At 71.4% G+C, this 7770-nt stretch carries 6 protein-coding genes; 5 read left to right on the forward strand and 1 reads right to left on the reverse strand.

The features are described from left to right. The first annotated feature begins 151 nt into the window (after positions 1-151). A complete protein-coding gene (locus G6048_RS45530) occupies positions 152-826 on the forward strand; it encodes a response regulator (RefSeq protein WP_165345498.1) in 675 nt (224 codons plus the stop codon). 37 nt (positions 827-863) lie between these two features. Here the strand turns inward: G6048_RS45530 and G6048_RS45535 are convergent, their stop codons facing one another. After that, complete coding sequence (locus G6048_RS45535) at positions 864-1877, reverse strand: Gfo/Idh/MocA family protein (RefSeq protein WP_165345499.1); 1014 nt, start codon at positions 1875-1877, stop codon at positions 864-866. A gap of 127 nt (positions 1878-2004) precedes the next feature. Here G6048_RS45535 and G6048_RS45540 point away from each other — a divergent pair, with 127 nt between their 5' ends. The 4 genes from G6048_RS45540 to G6048_RS45555 all read left to right on the forward strand — a co-directional run bounded on the left by G6048_RS45540 (position 2005) and on the right by G6048_RS45555 (position 7745). Then, positions 2005-2742 carry a GntR family transcriptional regulator gene (locus G6048_RS45540; protein WP_328828898.1) on the forward strand — a complete coding sequence of 246 codons (738 nt, stop codon included), beginning with the start codon at positions 2005-2007 and terminating at the stop codon, positions 2740-2742. 181 nt (positions 2743-2923) lie between these two features. Beyond that, on the forward strand, positions 2924-4075 hold the full coding sequence (locus G6048_RS45545) for an ROK family glucokinase (protein WP_165345500.1): 1152 nt from the start codon (positions 2924-2926) through the stop codon (positions 4073-4075). Further along, the gene (locus G6048_RS45550) at positions 4072-4653 is read left to right on the forward strand and encodes a sugar kinase (protein ID WP_165345501.1); all 582 of its coding nucleotides are present in this window, start codon (positions 4072-4074) and stop codon (positions 4651-4653) included. The genes G6048_RS45545 and G6048_RS45550 overlap by 4 nt, the downstream gene beginning before the upstream one ends. A 188-nt stretch (positions 4654-4841) precedes the next feature. Next, positions 4842-7745 (forward strand): DEAD/DEAH box helicase, encoded by a 2904-nt coding sequence (locus tag G6048_RS45555; RefSeq protein WP_165345502.1) that lies wholly within the window; start codon positions 4842-4844, stop codon positions 7743-7745. The last annotated feature ends 25 nt before the right edge of the window (positions 7746-7770 follow it).

Below are 7770 nucleotides of genomic sequence, written 5' to 3' on the forward strand. Positions count from 1 at the left end.
GCTTTCGCATGGGCCGGTGGGGGATGGGGGGTTCGAGGTGTCGGCCTGGTTGCCTTGGGCCTCGGGCGGCTAGGTGAAGGATCTCGCCCACTGAACGCACCCCGGCCCAACACCCCTATAGGCGTCCCCACTTCATGATTACGTGAGGCCCATGACTCCGATCCGTCTGCTCCTTGTCGACGACGACCCGCTGGTTCGCGCCGGGCTGGCCTTCATGATGGGCGGTGCCGATGATCTCGAGATCGTGGGGGAGGCCGCCGACGGGAGCGAGGTGGAGGAGCTCGTCGAGCGGACCCGCCCTGATGTGGTGCTCATGGACATCCGCATGCCGACCGTGGACGGACTCGTTGCCACGGAACGGCTCAGGGAGCGCAAGGACGCGCCGCAGGTCGTCGTGCTGACCACCTTCCACGCCGACGAGCAGGTCCTGAGGGCGCTGCGAGCGGGCGCCGCCGGATTCGTACTCAAGGACACGCCCCCGGGGGACATCCTTGAGGCCGTACGCCGTGTCGCGGCCGGCGACCCCGTGCTTTCTCCCACCGTCACACGCCAGTTGATGGAACACGCGGCGGGCGGCAGCGGCCCGGACACCCGGCGCACGACCGCCCGTACCCGCGTCGCCGCGCTCAACGACCGCGAACGCGAGGTGGCCGTCGCCGTCGGACAGGGACACTCGAACGCCGAGATCGCCCGCGAACTGTTCATGAGCGTCGCCACCGTCAAAACCCACGTGTCCCGCATCCTCGCCAAGCTCGACCTCAACAACCGCGTACAGATCGCGCTGTTGACGTACGACGCGGGGCTGTTGGAGGGCGACGGGCATTGAGCGCCCGCACCTTAGAACCGCCCCGCCGGCGAAGCGTTCAGTCGCGGCCGCCCGGGATCTCCGCCAACGACACCAACCGGCGCTCGTGCCGCGAGAGTTCGCAAGCCTCGGCGATCCGGAGCGCGTGCAGCGCCTCGCGCCCGTCGCACGGGTTGGCGCGCTCCCCGCGTACGACCTCGACGAAGGCGTGCATCTCCGCTTCGTACGCGGGCGCGAAGCGTTCCAGGAAGCCGGTCCACGGCTTGGTCGCGGCCGGCGGGCCGGTCGGCTCCGTGGAGGCGATCGGAGTGCGGTCGTCCAGGCCGACGCCGATCTGGTCCAGCTCACCGGCCAGTTCCATGCGTACGTCGTATCCGGCGCCGTTCATCCGGGTCGCCGTCGCGGTGGCGAGCGTGCCGTCGTCGAGGGTCAGGACGGCCGCGGCGGTGTCGATGTCGCGCGCCTCGCGGAACATCGCGGGCCCGGCGTCCGAGCCCATCGCGTACACCTGGGTGATCTCATGGCCCGTGACCCAGCGCAGGATGTCGAAGTCGTGCACCAGACAGTCCCGGTACAGGCCGCCCGACAGCGGGAGGTACGCGGCCGGGGGCGGCGTCTGGTCGGACGTCATCGCCCGCACGGTGTGCAGCCGCCCGAGGCTGCCGGAGCGCACCGCCTCGCGCGCGGCCGCGTAGCCCGCGTCGAAGCGGCGCTGGAAGCCCATCTGCAGGATCGTTCCGGCCGCCTCGACCTCGGAAAGTGCGTCGAGCGTGCCCGGCAGATCGAGGGCGATGGGCTTCTCGCAGAACACCGGGAGACCGGCGCGTGCTGCCCGACCGATCAGTTCGGCGTGGGCCGACGTGGCCGTGGTGATGACGACGGCGTCCACCCCCCAGGTGAAGATCTCGTTGACGCCGGGAGCCGCCGTGGCGCCCAGGCGGTCCGCGAGTCCACGGGCCCGGGCGGTGTCCGCGTCGGTGACGATCAGAGAGCCGCCGACCTCACGATGGCGACTGAGAGCCGTCGCGTGGAATGTGCCGATACGACCCGTTCCGATAAGTCCGATGCGCATGGGAACAAACTGCGACTGGAACCAGCCCCCTGTCAAGCTTTGTCCTGACAATCGAACTTCACAACTTCCCGTCATCATTCACCAGAGCTACGCTCGCCCCGTGCCCAAACCAGAAGTGGATCCGACCGTGACGCTCCAGCTCAGCGTCGACCGGAGCAGTCCGGTGCCGCTGTACTTCCAGCTGTCCCAACAGCTCGAGGCCGCGATCGAGCACGGCGAGCTCACGCCCGGCAGCCTCCTCGGCAACGAGATCGAGCTCGCCGCGCGGCTCGGCCTGTCCCGCCCGACGGTCCGCCAGGCCATCCAGTCCCTCGTCGACAAGGGTCTCCTCGTACGCCGCCGCGGCGTCGGCACCCAGGTCGTCCACAGCCAGGTCAAGCGCCCGCTGGAGCTGAGCAGCCTGTACGACGACCTGGAGGCGGCGGGCCAGCGCCCGGCGACCAGGGTCCTCGTCAACACCGTCGTCCCCGCGTCGGCCGAGATCGCCGCCGCCCTCGCGGTGGCCGAGGGCAGCGACGTACACCGCGTGGAACGCCTGCGCCTGGCCCACGGCGAGCCCATGGCGTACCTCTGCAACTTCCTGCCACCCGGCCTCCTGGACCTGGACAGCGCCCAGCTGGAGGCCACCGGCCTGTACCGCATGATGCGCGCAGCGGGCATCACCCTGCACAGCGCCCGCCAGACGGTGGGAGCCCGAGCCGCCACCGTCGTGGAGGCCGACCGCCTGGGCGAACCAGAGGGCGCCCCCCTCCTCACCATGCAACGCACCACGTTCGACGACACGGGCCGAGCGGTGGAGTACGGCACGCATACGTACCGGGCCTCGCGCTATTCGTTCGAGTTCCAGCTGCTGGTACGCCCGTGAGGTTCGCTTTTCCCGCGGGCGGCGCGGGGCTGTGTTGATGTGCGGCTCCGTCGCGATGGGGGAGCGACCAGCCACGACGCACCCGTGACCTGGTAATCGACCTGCAGTTGACAGGCGAGCCCAAGCGAAGCGAAGGGCCTCCCCGTGCAAGCCAGCGCCAGCGTGCGGCAGAATCGGCGCGATGAGCACCTACCGCGACCTAGCCCTCGCACACCGCGGCTCCGCAAGGGCCACCGTCCTGCGGACCGTCGGCACGCGCGAGCGCCGATCGCATCTGACGGCTCCCCGCGTCCCCACCGTCGGCATCGACATCGGCGGTACGAAGGTGATGGCGGGTGTCGTCGACGCGGACGGCAACATCCTCGAGAAGGTCCGCACCGAGACCCCCGACAAGTCCAAGAGCCCCAAGGTCGTCGAGGACACCATCGTCGAGCTGGTGCTGGACCTCTCGGACCGGCACGACGTGCACGCCGTCGGCATAGGAGCGGCCGGCTGGGTCGACGCCGACCGCAACCGCGTTCTGTTCGCGCCCCACTTGTCGTGGCGCAACGAGCCTCTCCGGGACCGGATCTCCGGGCGCCTCGCGGTCCCCGTCCTCGTCGACAACGACGCCAACTCCGCCGCCTGGGCGGAGTGGCGCTTCGGCGCGGGCCGCGGCGAGGACCATCTGGTCATGATCACGTTGGGTACCGGTATCGGCGGCGCGATCCTGGAGGACGGGCAGGTCAAGCGCGGGAAGTTCGGTGTGGCGGGCGAGTTCGGCCATATGCAGGTCGTACCCGGTGGCCATCGCTGCCCGTGCGGCAACCGTGGCTGCTGGGAGCAGTACAGCTCCGGCAACGCGCTGGTGCGCGAGGCCCGCGAACTCGCCGCCGCCGACTCCCCGGTGGCGTACGGCATCATCGAGCACGTCAAGGGCAACATCTCCGAGATCACCGGCCCGATGATCACCGAGCTGGCCCGTGAGGGCGACGCCATGTGCGTCGAACTGCTCCAGGACATCGGCCAGTGGCTCGGCGTCGGCATCGCGAACCTGGCCGCCGCGCTCGACCCCTCCTGCTTCGTCATCGGCGGCGGTGTCTCGGCGGCCGACGACCTGCTGATCGGCCCCGCGCGGGACGCCTTCCGACGCCATCTGACCGGCCGCGGCTACCGCCCCGAGGCCCGTATCGCCCGCGCCCAGCTCGGCCCGGAGGCCGGCATGGTCGGCGCCGCCGATCTCGCCCGGCTCGTCGCTCGCCGCTTCCGGCGCGCCAATCGGCGCAGGGTGGAGCGCTATGAGCGATACGAGCGGTATGTGCAGTCGCGCCGTACGACGCAGGGGTCGCTGTGACGACCACCTCGCTGCCCCACCAGACGCCGTCGCCCGACGATCCGCGCCCGCCCGAGGGCCGGGGCCACATGATCCGCCGCCGCGCACTGACGCTGCTGATCATCGTGCTGCTGATCGGCATCCCGGCCGGCTATCTGGTGATCTCCGCCAACCAGAGCCGTGACAGCGGCAGGACCAAGGAGGAGAAGTACGCCGCGAGAGGCCTCACCCCTGACTGGCCCTCGCGGGTCCAGCGCCGTCTCTACCACGTGCCGATCCCGCCCGCCTCGAAGAAGGTCGCGTACTACGAGACGAACAACTGGAGGACCAGCCGGCTGTACGTCCAGTTCCTCACCAGCGACGACGGCCTCGACACCTTCCTCAAGAACATCGGCACCAGCCGCGCCGCCCTGGAGAAGGACGACTTCCCCATCAGCGCCCGGCACCGGAACATCGTCGACTGGGACTTCACGACACCCGGCCCCTGGTCGGGCCTCACCCGCGCGCGGAAGAACCCGACCCCCACCCTGGACATGGTCGTGAACTGGTCGAGGCCCGGCCATCCCATGGTGTACGTGGTCGCCAGAACAACGCCCTGACCCGCCTGACCCGCCTGACCCTCCTGGCCTTCCTCGCCTTCCTGACCTGTGCCTGACCTGCCGATTCGGCCGCCGGGCCCGATTGTCAGACCCGGCCCGTACAGTCGAAGACGAGTGATCCGACTGGTCCGACGACTGTCGTGGCCGGTCGGTCTGGTCCGACTGGGGTGAGGGAGGTGGCCGGGAGCATGAGCGTGGCGGAAGTCGAGGGGCGGCGTGTGGAAGAAGCCGCGCGGACCGCGGTGCCGGTTCGGCTCGCTGCCGTTTTCCTCCCGGCCGGACTGCCGCGAGACGGTCGCATGGCCTTCTGGGACCCGGACGGCGGGCCGCTGCCGGAGGGCGAGCAGAGCGAGCTGACGGTCGTACGGCGGCACGGCTCGGGAGTCAGGCGGGGACCGGCGCCCGCCCTGACCCTCATGGTCGGCGAGGCGCTGCCCCTGCTCGTACGGGCGCGGCGGGACCCCGCGGCCCATCCCGCCACGGCCTGCTGGGGCGCCGCCGCACTGCACGCGCTGCGGCTCCTCGCACGCGGGCGACTGCTGCCCGGATTGACAAGGGACGGGCACGACGCCTGGCGCGCCGGACCGCTGGATCCGGACGACATCGCCCACTTGAGGGCGATGGCCGCGGCCCTCCCGTACGAGGGTCATGCCGTACCCCTCCCTGGTCGCGGCCCCCTCCAACTGCCCGACCCGGAAGCGCTGATGCGTGCATTCCTCGACGCCGTCGCCGACACCCTGCCGCGCACCGAGGCCGCGCCGTACGCCGTCGGGAAACCCTTCGCCGCGCGCGAGCCGCAGCGGCTGCCGGACGCCCAGGACTGGGCGGCGGAGGTCGCCGCGGGCATGGACGCGGGCGTACGGCTCTCGCTGCGCCTGGACCTGTCCGCGTACGACCTCTTCGACGACAGCGACACCGGCGACGGCGAGGCAGTGCGGCGGGCGGGTGCGGCCGTCGTCCAGGTGCACAGCCTCGCCGACCCCACCCTCGTCGTCGACGCCGCCGCTCTGTGGGCCGGGGAAGCCGACGCGACGTTCGGGCCACGCGCGCGCGTGGACGCCGCCCTGGCCGTACGGCGCGCGGCCCGCGTCTGGCCGCCGCTTGACCGGCTGTCGGAGCAGGACGTGCCGGACGTACTCGCGCTGTCCGAGGACGAGTTGTCCGATCTGCTCGGCGTCGCGGCGACCCGCCTCGGCGCGGCCGGCGTCGCCGTGCACTGGCCCCGTGACCTGGCCCAGGACCTGAGCGCGGCGGCGGTGGTGCGTCCGGCGCCCGGCTCGGCGACGGACGGCACCGGGTTCTTCGAGAGCGAGGAACTGCTCCAGTTCCGCTGGCAGTTGGCGCTCGGCGGCGATCCGCTCAGCGAGGCCGAGATGGATGCGCTGGCCGAGGCGCACCGGCCGGTCGTACGGCTGCGGGATCAGTGGGTGCTCGTCGATCCGGCCCTGGTCCGCAAGGCGCGTAAGCGCGAACTGGGGCTGCTCGACCCGGTCGACGCGCTCTCCGCCGCGCTCACCGGCAGCGCGGAGGTCGACGGGGAGACGGTCGAGGCGGTGCCGGTCGGCGCGCTGGCCGCGTTGCGTGACCGGCTGACGGCGGGAGTGCGGCCCGCCGAGCCGCCCGCCGGTCTGACGGCGCGGCTGCGGGACTACCAACTGCGCGGGCTGGCCTGGCTCGACCTCATGACGTCGCTCGGCCTCGGCGGCTGTCTCGCCGACGACATGGGGCTCGGCAAGACCGTCACCGTCATCGCCCTCCACCTGAAGCGGGCGCGCCACGAGCCGACCCTGGTCGTCTGCCCCGCCTCGCTGCTCGGCAACTGGCAGCGGGAGATCAACCGGTTCGCCCCCGGCGTCCCCGTCCGCCGCTACCACGGACCGGGCCGCACCCTGGACGACCTGGACGGCGGCTTCGTCCTCACCACGTACGGGACGATGCGGTCCGGTGCGGCCCGGCTCGCCCAGCAGCGCTGGGGCATGGTCGTCGCGGACGAGGCGCAGCACGTCAAGAACCCGTACTCGGCCACCGCGAAGGCCCTGCGGACCATCCCCGCGCCGGCCAGAGTCGCCCTGAGCGGGACGCCCGTGGAGAACAACCTCTCCGAACTCTGGGCCCTGCTCGACTGGACGACCCCCGGACTGCTCGGCCCGCTGAAGTCCTTCCGTGCCCGGCACGCGCGCGCGGTGGAGAACGGCGAGGACGAGGAGGCCGTGTCCCGCCTCGCGCGCCTGATCCGCCCCTTCTTGCTGCGCCGCAAGAAGTCCGACCCCGGCATCGTCCCCGAGCTGCCGCCGAAGACGGAGACGGACCATCCCGTCCCGCTCACCCGTGAACAGGCCGCGCTCTACGAGGCGGTGGTCCGCGAGTCCATGCTCGCGATCGAGACGACGGACGGCATCGCCCGCCGGGGCCTGGTACTGAAGCTGCTGGGTGCGCTGAAGCAGATCTGCGACCACCCCGCGCTGTACCTGAAGGAGGACGTCCTGCCGACGGACGTCTCGCCGAAGGCCGGCGACCTCCCCCACGCTCGGCTCCGCTCGCGCGGGGGGACCCCCACCGCCGCCCGGTCCGGCAAACTCGCCCTGCTGGACGAGCTGTTGGACACGCTGCTCGCCGAGGACGGTTCGGCGCTCGTCTTCACCCAGTACGTGGGAATGGCGCGACTGATCACCCGCCACCTCGCGGACCGGGCGGTACCGGTCGAGCTGTTGCACGGGGGTACGCCGGTGCCCGAGCGCGAACACATGGTGGACCGCTTCCAGAGCGGGTCGACACCAGTCCTGGTCCTGTCCCTCAAGGCGGCCGGCACGGGCCTGAACCTCACACGCGCGGGTCATGTCATCCACTTCGACCGCTGGTGGAACCCGGCCGTCGAGGAACAGGCCACTGACCGCGCCTACCGCATCGGCCAGACCCAGCCCGTCCAGGTCCACCGCCTCATCACCGAGGGCACAGTAGAAGACCGCATCGCCGAAATGCTCGCCTCGAAGCGGGCCCTGGCCGACGCGATCCTGGGGTCCGGCGAGGCCTCCCTCACGGAGCTCACCGACCGCGAGCTGTCGGACTTGGTGTCGTTGCGGAGGTCGACGTGATGTCTCCTTCGGGGCGGCGGGGTGC

The sequence above is a fragment of the Streptomyces ureilyticus genome, from assembly GCF_011045025.1.
Classification (GTDB): domain Bacteria; phylum Actinomycetota; class Actinomycetes; order Streptomycetales; family Streptomycetaceae; genus Streptomyces; species Streptomyces ureilyticus.